This is a genomic window from Parerythrobacter lutipelagi, assembly GCF_005434975.1.
Taxonomy (GTDB): domain Bacteria; phylum Pseudomonadota; class Alphaproteobacteria; order Sphingomonadales; family Sphingomonadaceae; genus Parerythrobacter_A; species Parerythrobacter_A lutipelagi.
Genome location: NZ_SKCJ01000001.1, coordinates 309,179 through 323,555 on the forward strand (window position 1 = coordinate 309,179; position 14,377 = coordinate 323,555).

The following is a 14,377-nucleotide window of genomic DNA, read 5'->3' on the forward strand; positions in this document are numbered from 1 at the left end:
CGATGAAACTGCGACAATCGACAGCTGTGGCGGTGGATGGTCGGGCTATCCTGATCGAGGGGCCGCCAGGGTGCGGCAAATCGAGCCTGGCACTGGCACTGATCGATCGCGGGGCAACGCTGGTCGGCGACGATGGGATTGCCCTGGAAATCGACGGCGATAGTTTGATCGCGCATCCCCCCGAGAACATTGCCGGCTTGCTCGAAATCCGCAATGTTGGGCTGGTGCGCTTTCCCGCTAGCGCTGCAAGGGCTTGTCTGATCCTGGCAATCGACGCCGACCCGCCGCGCTACGTCGAAACCGCTCAGCGCCATATTATTGAAGGGATTGCGATCCCCCTGTTGCGCTTCGGTGTCGGCGGGCCAGCGGATGCGGTGCGCGCCGAGCAGGCACTGCAGCTTCACGGTTTATCGTCCTGACCTAGCACGAGCTACGGAAATCCCTTTTCACAACTTTTGTTAAGGCCCAAACACGCGAGCCCATGTCGAGCGATTCGCCCTCACCTCAAGCAACAGCGGACCACCGCCAACGCATCCTGCTGGTCACCGGCTTGTCCGGTGCTGGCAAGACGACAGCATTGCGCGTGCTGGAGGATTTGGGTTGGGAAGCGATCGACAATTTTCCCATTAGGCTGCTCGACCGGTTGGTCGGCAACGATGCGGATAATGCGCGCACAGGCCCGCTCGCGATTGGTTTCGATTCGCGCACGCGCGGCTTTGTGCCCGATGAAATCATCCAGCAGGTCAAGCATTTGACCGACCGGCCCGATGTGCTGCTGACGACCCTGTTTATCGACTGCAAGAGTAACGAGCTGGAGCGGCGCTATAATGAAACCCGCCGCCGCCATCCGATGGCCAGCGGGCGGCCGGTGCGGGTCGGGATCCAGGCAGAACGCGAGCTGCTCGAGCCGTTGCGGCGCTGGGCGGATGTGGTCATCGACACGACCGGTTTTTCCAGCAACGATCTGAAGCGAACAATTCGCGAAGGATTCGCCGACACCGCGCCGCACGACATGTCGATCATCCTCACAAGCTTTGGTTTTGCCCGCGGCACGCCACCGCTGGCCGATCTGGTTTTCGACATGCGCTTCCTCGATAATCCGCACTGGGTGGAGGAATTGCGCGAGCAGACCGGGCTCGACGCCGCGGTTGGCGAACATATCATGCAGGACCCCGCATTCGAGCAGGTTTTCGGGCAGATACGCGAATTGTTGCTGACGCTGATTCCCCGCTACCGGGCGCAGGGCAAAAGCTACGTCAATGTCGCCCTTGGATGCACCGGCGGCAGGCACCGCTCCGTCTTCACCACAGCGCGTCTGGACGAGGTCTTGCGTGCGGAGGGATTTTCGCCCACGGTCATTCACCGTAATCTGGGCTCGCGCGCAGCAGACGAGATCGAAAGACCCAAGGCATGAAACAGGTCAGCTTCCTGCACCGCGCTCAGGATTCGTTCAAAGTCCGGGATATCAAGTACAACACTCTATGATTGGTTTGGTCCTCGTAACCCACGGCAATCTGGCCGACGAATTCGTCAATGCGATGGAGCATGTCGTTGGCCCGCAAGAATCGATCCGCACTGTGTGCATCGGACCCAATGACGACATGGAACACCGGCGGCAGGAAATCGCCGATGCGGTCAAATCCGTCGACAGCGGCATGGGCGCTATCATCCTGACCGACCTGTTCGGCGGCACCCCGTCCAACCTGGCGATATCGCTGCTGGAAGAAGGCCGGGTGGAAGTGATCGCCGGGATCAACCTGCCGATGCTGATCCGGCTGGCGGGCGCGCGGCAGAAAAACGATGTTTACACCACGGTCTGCGCCGCGCGCGAAGCGGGCCGGTCCTACATCACCGTGGCATCGGAACTGCTCGGTCAGACCGAAAAGAAGGCAGGCGGCAGCGCCGGATGAGCGAACAGCGCAAATCCATCACCATCGTCAACCAACGCGGCCTTCATGCCCGCGCCAGCGCCAAATTCGTCGGAGCTGTCGCTGAGTTACCACCGGGCACGCAGGTCAAGGTTGCCAAGGGCGAAAACGAAGCCGGAGGAGGCTCGATCCTGGGACTGATGATGCTTGGTGCAGCGAAGGGCGATAGCGTCGATGTGATCGTTGCTGGCAACAATGCCGAGGCTGTGCTCGCAGAGCTGTCGGCGCTGATCGAGAACGGGTTCGGCGAAGAGTGATGCCCGATCCTCGCCGGCGGCAGATCACCGGCTTTTCCAATCCGACAGTCAAATATTTGCGCAGCCTGCGCGAGAAGAAGCATCGCAAGGCTGCAGGCAAGTTTCTTGCCGAAGGATTGCGCCTGTTGACCGACGCCCGTGAATGCGGGCGGTTGCCGGAGGTTCTGGTGATGGCGGATAACCGCGATGCGCATCCACTGCTGGCGGTGCTCGAACGCGCGGTGCTCGACAGCGGCGGCGAGGTTATCGAGACCTCGCCCGACATCCTTTCAAAAATCACCGGCAAGAACAATCCGCAAGCGGTCGCCGGGGTCTTCGCGGAATTCGACACTTCGCTGAGCGCGCTTGCACGGGATCGATCCGATATCTGGCTGGTGGCACAGGCGCTGCGCGACCCGGGCAATCTGGGCACCATGCTGCGCACCGGCGATGCGGTTGGCGCTGGCGGACTGATCCTGATCGACGATTGCGCGGACCCGTTCAGCGTCGAGGCCGTGCGTGCGAGCATGGGGGCGGTGTTTACGCAGCAAATCGCGCAGGCGACATGGCAGGATTTCCTGACATGGCTGCGCGGCGGAGACGGCCAGCTCGTCGCGGCATCCTTGCGCGACGCGGTCCCCTATCGCGGGGCACCCTACGCCGCCCCGTGCTTCATCCTCGTCGGAAACGAATCGCAAGGCCTTCCGGAGGACTACGAGACGGCCTGCGACCTGCGCGTCACCATGCCGATGCGCGGGCGCGCGGACAGCCTGAACGCCGCAGTGGCGGGCTCCGTGTTGGCCTATGAGGTTTTGGCCAGTCTGGAAGGCTGATCAGTCGCCCGCGATGAAGATTTTGATTGTCCAGCCATCAGAGGTTGGCGCCGCGATCAGCCGATAGTCGACCAGCGAGCGCAGATGCTCCAACGCGACGTAGCCCGTCCGCCCGCTGGCGAACTGCACATGCGCGAGATCGCCAGGCTTTTGTGTGCCATCGTCGATCAGAGTCACGATATCCCAGCTGAGGCGATCAAGGAGCGGTGAATTCGCCGCCGGGCCCTGACGCAGCGGAACACCGTCGCCGATCACGAAATAGGTCAGATACGGATCGTCCGTTCCCGGATCGACGCCCCAGTAATAGGGCAGATACATCTCCCCGCCGCGCTCCTCGCTGTAGATGCCGCAACCGAGGCGCTGCACCTTGTCGAGTTCGTCCCACAGCGCATAGTCGGGATCGTCGAGCCGCTGGGCCAACAGGTCCCAACCGGACCCGCCACCGAAGTCGAGCAGGATTTCCGGGTCGACCAACGGGCGCAGCATGTCCGGATCGCGATTGGCCGTGGCGGTCGCGAGCGCCATGCGGAACCGGTCCGCGCCCGCGATACCGCTACACTCGTCCTTCGGAGGGACGCTCTTCGCTGCAACCGTCGCTGGAAGAAGCCCGGCAAGCAACAAACCCCAAATTGCCGCACGCATCATTCCGCCCCCTCTTTCTCTCCGTCAATCAACAGGTCTTCGCCGGTATAGCGCGGCGCGCTTTCTACCAGCGGGATGTCTTCGATCTCACGCTTGCCGATCTCGATCCCCTTTTCTGCCAGGCGCTTACCCGAAGACAGGACATTTCTCTCAAAAGACCCGACGAACTTGTTGTAATTGTTGACCGCGCTCTCCAGCCCGCCACCTACGCGCTTGAGGTGTTCGGCGGCCGTGGCGAGGCGCTCATACAATTCCGCCCCCATCCGGCCGATTTCCTGCGCTTCGGAGGCCATCTTGTCCTGCCGCCAGACCTGCGCGACGGTTCGCGCGATGGCGACCAGATTGGTCGGCGTGGCAAGCAGCACGCCGTTCTTGAAGGCGAAGTCCCATAGCTCGGGATCGGCTTCCAGTGCGGCGGCGACAAAATGCTCGCCCGGTACGAACATCACCACGTAATCCGGCGCATCGTCGAACTGGCTCTGATAGCTTTTCGCGCCAAGTGTTTGCACGTGATTGCGCATGGATTTTGCGTGCAGGGCCATGTGGCGCGCGCGCTCGTCGTCATCGTCCGCCTCGAATGCGGCCTGATAGGCGTTGAGCGAAACTTTCGCGTCGATCACCAGCTTCTTCTGGCCCGGCACATGCACGATGGCATCGGGCCTCATGCGTCCTCCTTCAGTCTCGACCGACTGTTCGAGGACGAAATCGGTGTGCTGTGACAGGCCGCATTGTTCCAGCACGTTCTGCAAGGCCCGCTCGCCCCAGCGCCCGCGTGCCTTGGGAGCATTGGTCAGCGAATTGCCGAGCCGCTGGGCTTCGCGCCGGACCTCTTCCTGACCGCGTTGCATATTTTCGATCAGGCCGGTCAGCTGGCCGAACGCATCGACCCGCTTGGCTTCGAGCTGCTCGACCTGCGCCTCGTATTTCTTCAGCCGATCGTCCACCGGGCGCAGCAATGCCGAGAGTTTTTCTGCGCTCGCCTTTTCCGAATGGCCGAACCGTTCATTGGCCCGCGCCAGGAACGCTTCCTGTGCTTTGCCAAGTACTTGTGCGCCGGTGTTCTCGAACTCCTTGAGCAATTTCTCGCGGCTTTCCTCGAGCAAGCGCTTCTGTTCGGCAAAACCTGCCGCCTGCGCCTTCAACCCGGAAAGTTCTTCCCGCGCCGCGTCCAACCGCGTTTCCAGCTCGCCCGCCCGGTCCGCGCGGACGGTCGCGTTCTCAAGATCGACGATCGCCTTGCGGAAATTCTCGTCCAGCGCCTTGGCCTCGGCATCACGCTCCGCATGGCGCGCGCGCCAATCGGCAACCGGCCTCGAACCGAAGAACCAGCCGGCAAGTCCGCCGATGATGAGTCCGCCAAACAGCGCGACAAGAATGATGAGCATTGGGTCCATAGGGCGGAACATAGTCGGAACGCGGCCCCGCGCCAAGCGCCTTTACGGAACCAATCCCCCGCCTCGTTCCTTCTTCTAACAAAAGGAGAATCCCCATGTCCATCAAGGAAATGATCAAGGAACACCCGCAAGTCGGGGCCGACTGGAACGACCAGCTGGGCGAAGCGGTCAAGCACGCCATGTATTGCGCGGCGATCTGCAACAGCTGCGCCGATGCGTGCAGCGCCGAAGAAGGCGACATGCAGAAATGCATCCGCCTGTGCATGGATTGCTCGGACATCTGCACCGCGACCTACCGCGTCGCGACACGCCGCACTGCGGGCAATGTCGGCATCATCGAAGCGATGCTGCGCACCTGCATCGCCGCGTGCGAAGCCTGCATCGACGAATGCAGCAAGCATGACAGCGATCATTGCCGCCGCTGCGCGCGCATGTGCCGCGAATGTGCCGATGATTGCCTGAAAGCGCTCAACGGAATGGAACAGCACGCCTGATCGCAATGCCCGCCTTATAATGAAAAGCCCCGCTCGATGGCGGGGCTTTTTCGTTTCAGCCGAGGCAAGATCGGCGGTCAGGCAGCGCGCAGTTTCTGCAATTTCTTCAGCGCCATCTGCCGCTTGAGGCGGCTCAGATGGTCGATGAATAGGATGCCTTCGAGGTGGTCCATCTCGTGCTGGATGCAGGTCGCCATCATCCCGTCGAGCGCATCCTCGTGGGATTTGCCGTCAAGATCCTGATAGCGGACGGTGCAGGTCGACGGGCGATCGACATCGGCATAAATCTCTGGGACCGACAGGCAGCCTTCCTGATACGTAGCCAGATCCTCTGCCGGATCGAGAATCACCGGGTTGATGAATACGCGCGGCTCGTGCTTGATCGGGTAATGCTTGTGGCTGCCCTGCCCGTCGCCGTGGTCGTGGCCGCATTCTTCCGGCTCGGCGTCCGTATCCGGTTCCTGCAGATCGATCACCAGCACCCGCTTGGGCACGCCGACCTGAATCGCGGCCAGCCCGATACCCGGCGCGGCGTACATGGTTTCGAACATGTCTTCGACGAGCGTCTTGAGCTCATCATTGAATTCGTTGTCCGCCACGGGTTCGGACACGGTTTTGAGCCGGGGATCCGGCACTTCAAGAATCTCGCGTATAGCCATGAGGGGCAAAATAGTGCGCCCCGCCAAGCTTAGCAAGCGCAGCAGCGATATCGCATTCGCTGCTCAGACAGGCCGCCTTGCCCTGAGCGCCTGCGCCAGCGTGCCTTCGTCGAGATAGTCCAGTTCACCGCCCACCGGCAGGCCGTGCGCCAATTGGGTGATCCGCACCGGGAAACCCTCCAGCCGCTCTGCGATGTAGTGGCTGGTGGTCTGCCCTTCGAGCGTGGCGTTCATCGCGAGGACCACTTCGTCCACCCCGCCTGCCTCCACACGGGCAAGCAGCGGAGCAATGTTGAGGTCTTCGGGACGAACACCGTCGAGCGCCGACAGCCTTCCGCCAAGCACATGATAGGTGCCGGTAAACAGCTTCGCCCGGTCGAGCGCCCACAGGTCCGACACATCCTCCACCACGCAGATCGATTTGGCATCGCGGCGCGGGTCGGCGCAGACCCCGCACGGGTTCTGCGTGTCGATATTGCCGCAGGTTTCGCATTCGACCAGCCGGTCGCGCACTTGCTCCATCGCTTCCAGCAATTGCGGCAGGGCCTGATCGCGCCGCTTGACCAGCCACAGCACCGCGCGCCTCGCCGAACGCGGGCCGAGGCCCGGCAGGCGGGCCAGCGCGGCGGCGAGGTTCTCGATCTCTTGCGATGCCATGGCGGGAAAGATAGGGGCAGCGCCTGTTCAACAAAAGGTCCGGCACACTCTTATGCGTATAATCTTCATGGGAACGCCGGAATTTGCGGTGCCGACGCTGCGGGCGCTGCACGAAGCAGCGCATGAGATCGTCGCGGTCTACACCCAGCCGCCGCGACCGGCGGGCCGGGGCAAAAAGCTGCAACCCTCTCCGGTTCAGCGCGAGGCAGAGATTCTCGGCATAGAAGTCCGCTCGCCCAAATCGCTCAAATCGGCGGAGGAGCAAGCAGCTTTCGCCGCGCTCGACGCCGATGTCGCAGTTGTCGCGGCTTATGGGCTGATCCTGCCGCAGGCAATTCTCGATGCGCCCACGCACGGTTGCCTCAACGTGCACGCCTCGATCCTGCCGCGCTGGCGCGGTGCGGCGCCGATCCACCGCGCGATTCAATTGGGCGACCCGGTGACCGGCGTGACCATCATGCAGATGGAAGCCGGGCTCGACACCGGCCCGATGCTTGCCACCGTGCGCACGCCGATCGAGGACAAGACCACCGGCGAATTGACAGAGGAACTGGCCGAGCTTGGCGCACAGCTGATGGTCGGTTCGTTGCGCGAGCTGAAAAATCACCGTCCGATCGCGCAGGATGATGAGCTTGCGACTTACGCACCCAAGATCGACAAGGCCGAAGCGCGGATCGACTGGTCGAAACCTTCCGAAGAAGTTGTCCGTCACATTCACGCCCTCGCCCCCTTCCCCGGCGCATGGTGCGAAATCGATGGCGACCGGATAAAACTGCTGCGCGCAGAAACCGTCGATGAATCCGGTGCACCGGGTGAAGTGCTCGACGATCGGCTGACGATTGCTTGCGGTAAAGGCGCGGTCCGCCCGGTTCGCCTCCAGCGTGCCGGCAAGCCGGTAATGGAGCGCGAGGAGTTCCTGCGCGGTAATCCGGTTGCTAAAGGCATCGACCTGGCGTGACCCGCTTCGCGCTCACACTCGAATTCGACGGCACGCCATTCCAGGGGTTGCAGCGGCAGAAGCACGGCCCGAGCGTGCAGCAATCGGTCGAGGATGCTGCCAAGGCGGCAACAGGGAAGACAGTGACCCTGTTCAGCGCCGGGCGCACCGATGCCGGGGTCCATGCGCTGGCCATGCGCAGCCATTTCGATGTCGAGAGCGATCTGACGCCGTATCGGATGATGGGCGCACTCAACGCCCATTTGCGGCCTGATCCCGTTGCCGTGACGCATTGCGAAATCGTGCCAGATGACTGGCACGCGCGGTTTTCCTGCATTGGCCGCAGCTATGTCTATCGCATCGCCAACCGCCGCGCACCGCTGACGCTGGAAAGGAACCGCGCATGGCGAGTTGCTCAGGTACTGGATCACGAGGCCATGCACCGTGCGGCGCAGTCGCTGGTTGGTCAGCATGATTTCACGACCTTCCGATCAGCTCAGTGCCAATCGCAAAGCCCGGTCAAGTCGCTCGACCGGCTCGATGTGGAACGTCAGGGTGACCATGTGCTGATCCATGCCGCAGCACGCAGTTTCCTGCATCATCAGGTGCGCAGCATGGTCGGCTGCCTGGCACTGGTCGGCATGGGCCGCTGGCAGGAACAGCGCGTCGGCGAAGCATTGGCAGCGCGCGACCGGCAGGAACTGGGACTCAACGCGCCGCCGCACGGGCTATACTTCGTAGCGGCCGAATATGCTGCGAGCGCTTGACCTAACGTCACCCTAGCCAATCCGTTTCAGTCGGCGTAGCGAAACACTCAACCCTGACAGGAACCGATATTGGGAGAACGAACATGACGACAGGCAAACAGCTTTTCACCACGCTCGAAGCAGACGGGACGTTGACCGTGGCAATCGAGGAAGTCACCGCTCCCGAGCCGAAGGGCAATCAGGTTCTGGTGAAAATGGAAGCGGCACCGATCAACCCGTCGGACCTCGCGATCCTGACGGGTGCCGCCGACATGGACAATGCCGATTACGGCCCCGGCAAGTTCGTCGCCAACATGCCTGAACCGTTCAACAGTGGCTCCAGGGCGCGCCACGGACAGAAGCTGCCGGCGGGTAACGAAGGCGCAGGCACCGTCGTCGCGACAGGCGACAGCGATATGGCCAAGGCGCTCGACGGGCAGCGGGTCGCTTGCGTTCCCGGCAACGCCTATAGCCAGTATTGCATTGCCGATGCCGCCATGTGCCTGCCGCTGGGCGATCATTCGGCAGAGGATGGCGCGTCGGCCTTCGTCAATCCCATGACCGCGCTCGGCTTTGCCGAGAACGCCAAAATGGATGGCCAGAAGGCGATCGTTCACACCGCGGCTGCATCCAACCTTGGCCAGATGCTGGTCAAGATTTGTCAGGAAGACGGGCTGGAACTGGTCAACATCGTCCGCAAGGCAGAGCATGTCGACATGCTCAAGGGCCTTGGTGCAACGCATGTCGTGAACTCTTCCGACGAGGATTTCATGAAGCAGCTGCGCGAAGCTATCGACGCAACCGATGCATTTTACGGTTTCGATCCGATTGGCGGCGGACAGGCGACCGACAATGTGTTCAAGGCAATGGAGCAGGTCGCGGTCAGCAAGATGACCGAATACAGCCGCTACGGCTCCAACCAGCAGAAACGCATGTTCATTTACGGCCGGCTCGACATGGGGCCGACCATCCTCACGCCAAGCTACGGCTTCGGCTGGACCTTGTCAGGCTGGCTCCTCACCCCTTTCCTGGCCAATGCCGGAATGGAAACCGTCATGCGCATGCGCCAGCGCGTGCTTGAGAACCTGACCACGACCTTCGCCAGCAGCTACAAGCGCAGGGTGAATCTCGAAGAAATGCTGACCAAGGATGCGGTGCTGGATTACCGCGCCATGAAGACGGGCGAAAAATACCTCGTCACGCCGTGGAGCTAAACTTCAGCTAGCTGCCATCGAACGCCTGCTGGATCGCGGCGGGGTCACTGACCCCGTTCGCGATCAGCAGCTGCAGCAACAGCCGCGCCTTTTGCGGGTTGAGCGCGCGCGCAGCGACGAAGCCATTTGCCTCATCCTCTGGTTCGCGATCGACCAGCCCCTCATCGGCACGGCTCGCGCGCACGACCAGGAGGCCCTCGCCGCGGCGGCGGACGAGTTCCTGCCGAACCGGTTCAGGCAGATTGCCTTCTCCCACACCGGCAATCACCACGCCGCGCATCGTGTCGCCGATGAACCGTCCAACTGATTGGCCGTCGAGCCCGGCATGCACGTGGACCACACCGACTTCGGGCAGGTCATCGCACCACGCGAACTGTGCCCCGCCTTGGGTGCGCCAGGGCGCACCGAACCATTCGAGCGAGGACGGGGTGACGAGGGCAACCGATTCGCGCGGAAACCCGCGAAATGCATCGGTCCCGCGCGTGCGGACCTTACGCACATCGCGCGCGCCAAATACCCGGTCACCCATTACCACCAGCACACCGCGTCCTGCAGCAGCCGGATCGCTGGCGACCCGCACCGCATTCGCAAAATTGCGCAGACCGTCGTAACCCACTGCGTCCGCCGGCCGCATCGCACCAACCAGAACCACCGGCTTGTTGGCCGGCAGCGTCAGGTCGAGCAGAAAGGCTGTTTCCTCCAGCGTATCGGTGCCGTGGGTAACAATGACACCATCGCACGTCTCGTCATTCAGCGCCGCCATGATGGCCGGATGCAGAGCGTTCCATTCTTTCGGGCCGATGTCGGCCGAATCGATATTGGCAATTTGCTGGCCGGAAAATTCTGCTTCCAGCCCCAGTCCGCCGACTTGGTCGAGATAATCCTCTATCGAAATCTGTCCCGCCGCATAGTCCTTGGCGATCGCCGATCCGGCGATGCCCGCGATGGTGCCCCCGGTGGCAAGAACTGTGATCTGGCTGGTCATGAGGCGCCACTAATGCGCTTTGCTGCGTATTCGCAATTGATTCTCAAACTTTCGGCGCTATGTGCATCGGCACCGCGACTGGTGCGGGCGATTAGCTCAGTTGGTAGAGCATCTCGTTTACACCGAGAGGGTCGGCAGTTCGAGCCTGTCATCGCCCACCAGTCGCGGTCATTCAACAGCTTCGGCAATCGCTACGCGCGCGTCAGCGCTCGACCAGTCGTATTCACCGACCACCCGCCAGACCTCCTGCCCGCTCGCATCATAAAGCACGGTTGCAGGCAGCACGCCGCCGGAAATCTCGAAATCCAGCGAACTGGTCGCATCCATCCACGGCTGAAGGTGCTGGAAATCCTGTTTAGCGAAAAACGGCACGACCTTCTCCGCACCGCGGCGATCCTGGCTGACGGTTACCACCCGCAGGGCATCGCCATACTCGCCCGCCAGCTCGTCCAGCATCGGCATTTCGACGACACATGGCGCGCACCAGGTGGCCCACAGGTTGAGCAAGACCGGCTGGCCTTGCAACGCTGCCAGATTTAGCTCGTTTCCGTCGGGATCGACCACAATTGTGGCAGGCATCAGCTCGCCCGCGCTGCTGCGGTCGAGCTCCCCGGCCAAGCCTGCCTTCGCGCCAGCCAATTCGCCCTGTTGTTGCGCCTCCTCCGGCGCTTCCCTATCGCAGGCGGCCAGAGGCAGTGTCAGGATGGCGACAGTGAGCGACAAGCGCGCAGGAAATGATGGCACGGGTTCAGGCTCCAACCAGATGTGGGGCGGCAGGTTTGCCGACGGACCTAGCGCGATCATGCGCGAAATCAACGCTTCGATCCCGTTCGACAAGGCGCTGTGGCGGCAAGATATTGCCGGATCGAAAGCGCATGTAGCGATGCTTGCGCAGCAGGGAATTGTTTCAGCCGAAGATGCCACCGCGATCTCAAGCGGTCTCGACAAGGTGGCTGACGAATACGCGTCGGACGGGGTTCCCGAAGACTGGGATCTCGAAGATATCCACATGACCACTGAAAGCCGCCTGGCCGAAATTGTCGGCCCGGTGGCCGGTCGCCTGCACACCGCGCGCAGCCGCAACGACCAGGTGGCGACCGATTTCCGCCTCTGGGTGCGCGAAACAATCGATCAGACTGACGCCGGATTGCTGGCGCTGCAACAGGCGCTGGTTACGCGGGCAGGCGAACACGCGGACAGCATCATGCCCGGCTTTACCCATCTGCAGACCGCACAGCCGGTCACATTGGGCCACCACTTGATGGCCTATTACGAAATGATTCGGCGCGACCGCAGCCGGTTCGCCGACACGCGCGGGCGGATGAACGAGAGTCCGCTTGGCTCGGCGGCACTGGCGGGCACGGGTTTTCCGATCGACCGAGAGATGACCAGCGAGGCACTCGGCTTCGACCGGCCTACCGCGAACAGCCTGGATGCAGTGTCCGACCGCGATTTCGCCGTGGATTACCTGATGGCGGCAGCGCAGTGTTCATTGCATCTTTCTCGGCTTGCCGAAGAGATGATCATCTGGGCGAGCCAGCCCTATGGTTTCGTCCGCATGCCCGATGCGCTCAGCACCGGCAGCTCGATCATGCCGCAGAAGAAAAACCCCGATGCAGCAGAGCTGGTGCGCGGGCATTCCGGCAGGATCATCGGCTGCGTGACCGCGCTGATGGTAACGATGAAAGGTTTGCCGCTGGCCTATTCGAAAGACATGCAGGACGACAAGCCGCCCGTATTCGAAGCCGCCAGCCTGCTCGCGCTGAGCATCGCGGCCATGACCGGGATGGTCGCCGACACGACGTTCAACACCGACCGGATGCGGCAGGCAGCGGAACTCGGCTATGCCACCGCGACCGATCTGGCCGACTGGCTGGTGCGCGAATCGAACATTCCGTTCCGCGAGGCGCACCATATCACCGGCGCAGCGGTGAAGCTGGCTGAGAGCAAGGGCGTACCGCTCGACCAGCTTTCGCTGGATGAACTGCAGACCATCGATGCGCGTGTCGACGAGCGAGTGTTTGCCGCCTTGTCGGTCGATGCGTCGGTCGCGTCGCGCGCATCCTATGGCGGGACCGCGCCGGAACAGGTAAAGGCACGCATCGCAGAAGCGCGCGCCGCGCTCGGAATGGATTGAGAATGCGCAAGACCCTCGCCCTCGCCTCGCTGGTTCTCCTCGCCGCCTGTGGGCAGCGCGCAGAGCTTGAAACCTATCCCGGCGAAGGCTTGCCCGTCGCACCGCTGGGTGCCAGTGCGCCTGCCGAAGCCGAGGAACTGCTTGAACGCGATGCGCAGGCCGCGCCTGAACGCAGCGTCGAGCTACGCCGCCGCTCTGAAGAGCGCGAGGACGACCCGTTCGATCTGCCACCGCCGGAATAGCAAAGAGACCGATGGACCATTTTTCGCATCGAGGCGGTGTCATGCACGCCGAGGACGTTCCACTGCCGCGAATTGCGGAAGAAGTGGGCACGCCGGTCTACGTCTATTCGCGCGCCACGCTGGAGCGGCACGCACGCGTCTTCAATGAAGCGTTGGCCCCGCTGGGAGACCCGCTGATTGCGTTCGCGGTAAAATCCAATCCCAACCTGGCAGTCCTCAATGTGCTGCAGAAGCAGGGCTTCGGTGCAGATGTCGTCTCGGGCGGCGAATTGCGGCGTGCCTTGGCGGCAGGAATTGCTCCGGCAAAGATCGTCTTTTCCGGAGTCGGCAAGACACGTGCAGAGCTTGAGCTGGGACTCGACGAGGAGATTGGACAGTTCAACATCGAATCGCGCGAGGAAGGTCACGAGCTGGCTGAAATCGCGGCTTCGCGTGGGATCGAGGCGCAGGCCTGCCTGCGGGTGAACCCCGATGTGGACGCCAAGACCCACGAAAAGATTTCGACCGGCAAGGCAGAGAACAAGTTCGGCGTTCCGCTGATGCGCGCGCGCGAGACTTTTGACGAGTTGGCCGCACTCGAGGGCATGAACCTGCGCGGGGTGGCGATCCACATTGGCAGCCAGCTCGCCGATCTGGAACCGCTGGAGACCGCCTTCGCGAAAGTCGGCCAGCTCGTGGCGGATTTGCGCGCGGCAGGGCACACGATAACCCATGTCGATTTGGGTGGCGGTCTCGGCGTGCCCTATCGCAAAGGCGAAATTCTGCCCTCACCGGCCGAATATGGCGCGATGGTCGCCCGGGCCACCGCAGGGTGGGACGTGAAACTGACATTCGAGCCGGGCCGGGTCATCGCGGGCAATGCCGGTGTGCTGCTTACGCGCGTCGTGCGGGTCAAGCGCGGGGGCAACGGTCCGCCCTTCGTGATCGTCGATGCGGCGATGAACGACCTCGCCCGCCCGGCACTCTATGGTGCCTGGCACGATTTCGACGCGGTCGAGCCGAGCGGTGAACGGATGACCGCCAACATTGTCGGCCCGATCTGCGAAACCGGTGACACCTTTGCCACAGACCGTGATTGCGACGCTTTGCGGTCAGGCGATCTGGCGGTTTTTCGAACTGCCGGAGCGTATGGCGCCACCATGGCAAGCTCGTACAATTCGCGCGGATTTGTGGCCGAGGTTTTGGTCGATGGTGACAGGTTCGCCGTGGTTGCCGACCGGATCGATGCCGGGGCGATCATGGATGCCGAGCGCGTCCCCGACTGGCTATGACG

The 14,377-nt window shown here is 62.5% G+C and carries 18 protein-coding genes and 1 tRNA gene; 13 read left to right on the plus strand and 6 right to left on the minus strand.

What is annotated here, in order from left to right:
- Window positions 1–2: 2 nt before the first annotated feature.
- The 5 genes from E0502_RS01555 to E0502_RS01575 all read left to right on the plus strand — a co-directional run bounded on the left by E0502_RS01555 (window position 3) and on the right by E0502_RS01575 (window position 2,997).
- Window positions 3–419, plus strand: a complete 417-nt coding sequence (locus tag E0502_RS01555) for an HPr kinase/phosphorylase (RefSeq protein ID WP_137676224.1) — start codon at window positions 3–5, stop codon at window positions 417–419.
- Window positions 420–481: 62 nt separating this feature from the next.
- Window positions 482–1,414 carry an RNase adapter RapZ gene (gene rapZ, locus E0502_RS01560; protein ID WP_137676225.1) on the plus strand — a complete coding sequence of 311 codons (933 nt, stop codon included), beginning with the start codon at window positions 482–484 and terminating at the stop codon, window positions 1,412–1,414.
- A 67-nt stretch (window positions 1,415–1,481) separates the two neighbouring features.
- Window positions 1,482–1,910 carry a PTS sugar transporter subunit IIA gene (locus tag E0502_RS01565; RefSeq protein ID WP_137676226.1) on the plus strand — a complete coding sequence of 143 codons (429 nt, stop codon included), beginning with the start codon at window positions 1,482–1,484 and terminating at the stop codon, window positions 1,908–1,910.
- Entirely contained in the window at window positions 1,907–2,185 is a 279-nt protein-coding gene (locus E0502_RS01570) for an HPr family phosphocarrier protein (protein ID WP_137676227.1), read from the plus strand. The genes E0502_RS01565 and E0502_RS01570 overlap by 4 nt, the downstream gene beginning before the upstream one ends.
- The gene (locus E0502_RS01575) at window positions 2,185–2,997 is read left to right on the plus strand and encodes a TrmH family RNA methyltransferase (protein WP_137676228.1); all 813 of its coding nucleotides are present in this window, start codon (window positions 2,185–2,187) and stop codon (window positions 2,995–2,997) included. Before E0502_RS01570 ends, E0502_RS01575 begins: the two co-directional genes overlap by 1 nt.
- On the opposite strand, the gene E0502_RS01580 is transcribed toward E0502_RS01575, so the two are convergent.
- Together E0502_RS01580 and E0502_RS01585 are read right to left on the minus strand one after the other, a co-directional pair.
- Window positions 2,998–3,639 carry an SH3 domain-containing protein gene (locus E0502_RS01580; RefSeq protein WP_137676229.1) on the minus strand — a complete coding sequence of 214 codons (642 nt, stop codon included), beginning with the start codon at window positions 3,637–3,639 and terminating at the stop codon, window positions 2,998–3,000.
- A complete protein-coding gene (locus E0502_RS01585; protein WP_137676230.1) occupies window positions 3,639–5,033 on the minus strand; it encodes a DNA recombination protein RmuC in 1,395 nt (464 codons plus the stop codon). The genes E0502_RS01580 and E0502_RS01585 overlap by 1 nt, the downstream gene beginning before the upstream one ends.
- 95 nt (window positions 5,034–5,128) lie before the next feature.
- On the opposite strand from E0502_RS01585, the gene E0502_RS01590 reads away from it, so the two are divergent.
- A complete protein-coding gene (locus tag E0502_RS01590) occupies window positions 5,129–5,527 on the plus strand; it encodes a four-helix bundle copper-binding protein (RefSeq protein ID WP_137676231.1) in 399 nt (132 codons plus the stop codon).
- 77 nt (window positions 5,528–5,604) lie between these two features.
- Here the strand turns inward: E0502_RS01590 and E0502_RS01595 are convergent, their stop codons facing one another.
- The gene (locus tag E0502_RS01595; RefSeq protein ID WP_137676232.1) at window positions 5,605–6,186 is read right to left on the minus strand and encodes a peptide deformylase; all 582 of its coding nucleotides are present in this window, start codon (window positions 6,184–6,186) and stop codon (window positions 5,605–5,607) included.
- Between the two features lie 63 nt (window positions 6,187–6,249).
- A complete protein-coding gene (recR, locus tag E0502_RS01600; protein WP_137676233.1) occupies window positions 6,250–6,843 on the minus strand; it encodes a recombination mediator RecR in 594 nt (197 codons plus the stop codon).
- 52 nt (window positions 6,844–6,895) lie between these two features.
- Between recR and fmt the strand changes: the two genes are divergently transcribed.
- From fmt to E0502_RS01615, 3 genes are all read left to right on the plus strand, one after another.
- The gene (gene fmt, locus E0502_RS01605) at window positions 6,896–7,801 is read left to right on the plus strand and encodes a methionyl-tRNA formyltransferase (protein WP_137676234.1); all 906 of its coding nucleotides are present in this window, start codon (window positions 6,896–6,898) and stop codon (window positions 7,799–7,801) included.
- Window positions 7,798–8,547, plus strand: a complete 750-nt coding sequence (truA, locus tag E0502_RS01610; protein WP_137676235.1) for a tRNA pseudouridine(38-40) synthase TruA — start codon at window positions 7,798–7,800, stop codon at window positions 8,545–8,547. Before fmt ends, truA begins: the two co-directional genes overlap by 4 nt.
- Window positions 8,548–8,630: 83 nt before the next feature.
- The gene (locus E0502_RS01615) at window positions 8,631–9,740 is read left to right on the plus strand and encodes a zinc-binding dehydrogenase (RefSeq protein WP_137676236.1); all 1,110 of its coding nucleotides are present in this window, start codon (window positions 8,631–8,633) and stop codon (window positions 9,738–9,740) included.
- Between the two features lie 7 nt (window positions 9,741–9,747).
- Here E0502_RS01615 and E0502_RS01620 read toward each other — a convergent pair whose 3' ends face one another.
- Window positions 9,748–10,725, minus strand: coding sequence for an asparaginase (locus tag E0502_RS01620; protein WP_137676237.1), 978 nt, complete (start codon window positions 10,723–10,725; stop codon window positions 9,748–9,750).
- Between the two features lie 85 nt (window positions 10,726–10,810).
- On the opposite strand from E0502_RS01620, the gene E0502_RS01625 reads away from it, so the two are divergent.
- Window positions 10,811–10,886, plus strand: a tRNA-Val gene (locus E0502_RS01625).
- A 7-nt stretch (window positions 10,887–10,893) separates the two neighbouring features.
- Here E0502_RS01625 and E0502_RS01630 read toward each other — a convergent pair.
- Complete coding sequence (locus E0502_RS01630) at window positions 10,894–11,448, minus strand: TlpA family protein disulfide reductase (RefSeq protein ID WP_137676238.1); 555 nt, start codon at window positions 11,446–11,448, stop codon at window positions 10,894–10,896.
- A gap of 40 nt (window positions 11,449–11,488) precedes the next feature.
- Here E0502_RS01630 and argH point away from each other — a divergent pair, with 40 nt between their 5' ends.
- Genes argH through lysA form a run of 3 tightly spaced genes read left to right on the plus strand, consistent with a single transcriptional unit; the run spans window position 11,489 to window position 14,375 of the window.
- Window positions 11,489–12,862, plus strand: a complete 1,374-nt coding sequence (argH, locus tag E0502_RS01635; RefSeq protein WP_137677475.1) for an argininosuccinate lyase — start codon at window positions 11,489–11,491, stop codon at window positions 12,860–12,862.
- Window positions 12,863–12,864: 2 nt separating this feature from the next.
- A complete protein-coding gene (locus tag E0502_RS01640; protein WP_137676239.1) occupies window positions 12,865–13,104 on the plus strand; it encodes a hypothetical protein in 240 nt (79 codons plus the stop codon).
- A gap of 11 nt (window positions 13,105–13,115) precedes the next feature.
- The gene (lysA, locus tag E0502_RS01645) at window positions 13,116–14,375 is read left to right on the plus strand and encodes a diaminopimelate decarboxylase (protein WP_137676240.1); all 1,260 of its coding nucleotides are present in this window, start codon (window positions 13,116–13,118) and stop codon (window positions 14,373–14,375) included.
- Window positions 14,376–14,377: the final 2 nt, after the last annotated feature.

Coding starts and splice junctions, on each gene's coding strand:
- E0502_RS01555 (WP_137676224.1), top strand. CDS start 3: ATGAAACTGCGACAATCGACAGCTGTGGCGGTGGATGGTCGGGCTATC.
- rapZ (WP_137676225.1), top strand. CDS start 482: ATGTCGAGCGATTCGCCCTCACCTCAAGCAACAGCGGACCACCGCCAA.
- E0502_RS01565 (WP_137676226.1), top strand. CDS start 1,482: ATGATTGGTTTGGTCCTCGTAACCCACGGCAATCTGGCCGACGAATTC.
- E0502_RS01570 (WP_137676227.1), top strand. CDS start 1,907: ATGAGCGAACAGCGCAAATCCATCACCATCGTCAACCAACGCGGCCTT.
- E0502_RS01575 (WP_137676228.1), top strand. CDS start 2,185: ATGCCCGATCCTCGCCGGCGGCAGATCACCGGCTTTTCCAATCCGACA.
- E0502_RS01580 (WP_137676229.1), bottom strand. CDS start 3,639: ATGCGTGCGGCAATTTGGGGTTTGTTGCTTGCCGGGCTTCTTCCAGCG.
- E0502_RS01585 (WP_137676230.1), bottom strand. CDS start 5,033: ATGGACCCAATGCTCATCATTCTTGTCGCGCTGTTTGGCGGACTCATC.
- E0502_RS01590 (WP_137676231.1), top strand. CDS start 5,129: ATGTCCATCAAGGAAATGATCAAGGAACACCCGCAAGTCGGGGCCGAC.
- E0502_RS01595 (WP_137676232.1), bottom strand. CDS start 6,186: ATGGCTATACGCGAGATTCTTGAAGTGCCGGATCCCCGGCTCAAAACC.
- recR (WP_137676233.1), bottom strand. CDS start 6,843: ATGGCATCGCAAGAGATCGAGAACCTCGCCGCCGCGCTGGCCCGCCTG.
- fmt (WP_137676234.1), top strand. CDS start 6,896: ATGCGTATAATCTTCATGGGAACGCCGGAATTTGCGGTGCCGACGCTG.
- E0502_RS01615 (WP_137676236.1), top strand. CDS start 8,631: ATGACGACAGGCAAACAGCTTTTCACCACGCTCGAAGCAGACGGGACG.
- E0502_RS01620 (WP_137676237.1), bottom strand. CDS start 10,725: ATGACCAGCCAGATCACAGTTCTTGCCACCGGGGGCACCATCGCGGGC.
- argH (WP_137677475.1), top strand. CDS start 11,489: ATGTGGGGCGGCAGGTTTGCCGACGGACCTAGCGCGATCATGCGCGAA.
- E0502_RS01640 (WP_137676239.1), top strand. CDS start 12,865: ATGCGCAAGACCCTCGCCCTCGCCTCGCTGGTTCTCCTCGCCGCCTGT.
- lysA (WP_137676240.1), top strand. CDS start 13,116: ATGGACCATTTTTCGCATCGAGGCGGTGTCATGCACGCCGAGGACGTT.